3 protein-coding genes are annotated in these 1,913 nt (G+C 42.4%); all 3 read right to left on the reverse strand.

The genetic code is table 11. The features are described 5' to 3' along the window. A partial coding sequence (locus tag A3766_RS23005; RefSeq protein ID WP_068643031.1) for a type II toxin-antitoxin system Phd/YefM family antitoxin occupies positions 1-183 on the reverse strand: 183 nt, incomplete at its 3' end. Between the two features lie 429 nt (positions 184-612). Further along, the gene (locus A3766_RS23010; protein WP_068510223.1) at positions 613-1,341 is read right to left on the reverse strand and encodes an AraC family transcriptional regulator; all 729 of its coding nucleotides are present in this window, start codon (positions 1,339-1,341) and stop codon (positions 613-615) included. A gap of 52 nt (positions 1,342-1,393) precedes the next feature. Further along, a partial coding sequence (locus A3766_RS23015) for a hypothetical protein (RefSeq protein ID WP_231882967.1) occupies positions 1,394-1,913 on the reverse strand: 520 nt, incomplete at its 5' end.

Below are 1,913 nucleotides of genomic sequence, written 5' to 3' on the forward strand. Positions count from 1 at the left end.
CCCATCCATCGAAAGCATTTCTCCAATCGTTACCCTCTTCTCTGTTACAGCCTTGTACTCATCATAAGATAAAAGAACGTGGGATGGCTTTCCCCGGTCGGTAATAAACACAGGTCCACTTAAAGCCTCTTTTTTGGCGCGGCCTGTCTCTTGGTTAAATTCTCGACTAGTTAGCGTAGACATAGTTCACCTCCAAATTTACGTATGTATAAATGTTACTACATATACTGGGTGTTAGTCTATATATGTTGCTACGTTACTACTTAAGATTTTGACTTGTCGATAAGAGTCTGGAAATTTTCTATACCGATTACGAGCAAATTCGTACATTACCTAAAAGAGGAACGCCGACATAAAGCGAAAATCACCTTCAGACATTAAACTATGTCTAACGAATACTGAAGCTGCCTTTGGCAACTACTCCTGAAATGTACAGATATAACGTGGTCGTAGGATTCTAGCTTTGAGCACAAAGCGCTACTTATCTCATAGTCTGCCATCTTCACTAAGCAGTCCTTTGGCGGATTTTGCTCTTGGGCAGCTGTGATGAGTTAGCAGACCTTAGCTGTTATTTAAAAACCTAAGAACAAAACCGTCCTAATTTTTAACTTTCTAATAACTAACATTCAAGGAAGTATCTTTCTTCAAAATGCTAGAAGGTGATATTCCAAGTAGCTTTTTACAAGTATTGGAAAAATGGGAAGCATCAGAAAAGCCTGCCAACAATGCCGCATGGGTTAAGTTCTTAACATGCTGATAGTGAGCTAAGGCTTTACCTAATTGAATCCACTGTCTGTAATGTCGATAACTCACATTCATGTTTTGAGAAAAGAGATGATTAAATCGTGAACTGGACAGATTGACACTATTCGCGATGTCATCACGATTCTTAGGAAGTGAACTTTCGTGGATAAGCTGCAAACTCTGGCAAACTCGTTCATCAACATTGTAGTTTAATGAAGGTAATTTCCGGTCCAAGGCTTGTTCTATATCAAAGTTCTGAAGAGATTTTTCAAATCGGCTTTTACGCGTTGGCGTTTTAAGTACATCAAGCTGATAGTTTGTCTGACTTAGGAAAAGCTTCTTAAACTGCATTGAATTTAGGGAATAAGGCGACAAATAGAACAACGCCATGAGCTCACCACCGGGATAGGTTTTATGAGCAACGCCAGCATCAACCACAACACTGGAACAACGTTCCTTCACACCTCCATCAAACTCTATGGTGAAGTCGCCACTAACCCCGATAAACAGCACAGGCGAGCCGTGTTTGTGCCAATCTGCCGTAGGAAAATGTCCGAGAAAGGTCGACTTGTCTTTCCACATGTTTATCTGGTTCATCTGAGCCACACTCACGACTAATCTATATTGCTAATATAGCATGCAATGAGGCCTATAGCTTACCTAGGCGTTTGGACTGGCGATAAATACCTTTCGACGCCCAGCGCTGTTGCAGCCAGGTCAATTTGAAGGAGAGTGGTAATTCTGGTATCCAGAATCTTTCTGGTGGTACAGGTGCGCAATGTTTCTCTGCCAGATCAACATCGGCAACGATAACCCCAGGCCCTTCTTCAGCAGCTAGGCGTTTGAGAATATTTCCTTTGCCATCGGTTATTTGCGTCTCACCAATGAGAGAAGATACAAAAGGAAGACGCCCCTTCCCTCCTGCCAGCATCGGATACTGCCCTACTATTTCGCCACAATGTGCTGCGTGAATATTAGGCACCCCCAATAATTGTGCGAGTCTTCCGGGTGTAGCGTACATTATTTCGCGATTTGCTTTATCCGATTTGTCACGAAATGAGCCCATATTCCAATTAGATGCAGCCGTCCACCAATGGCTACCAGTCATTAAAAAATCGATTCGATCTTTTAAGCGGTGAACAGTTTGGGTCCTGATCGTTTCCCAACAC

It is taken from the genome of Oleiphilus sp. HI0132, assembly GCF_001635845.1.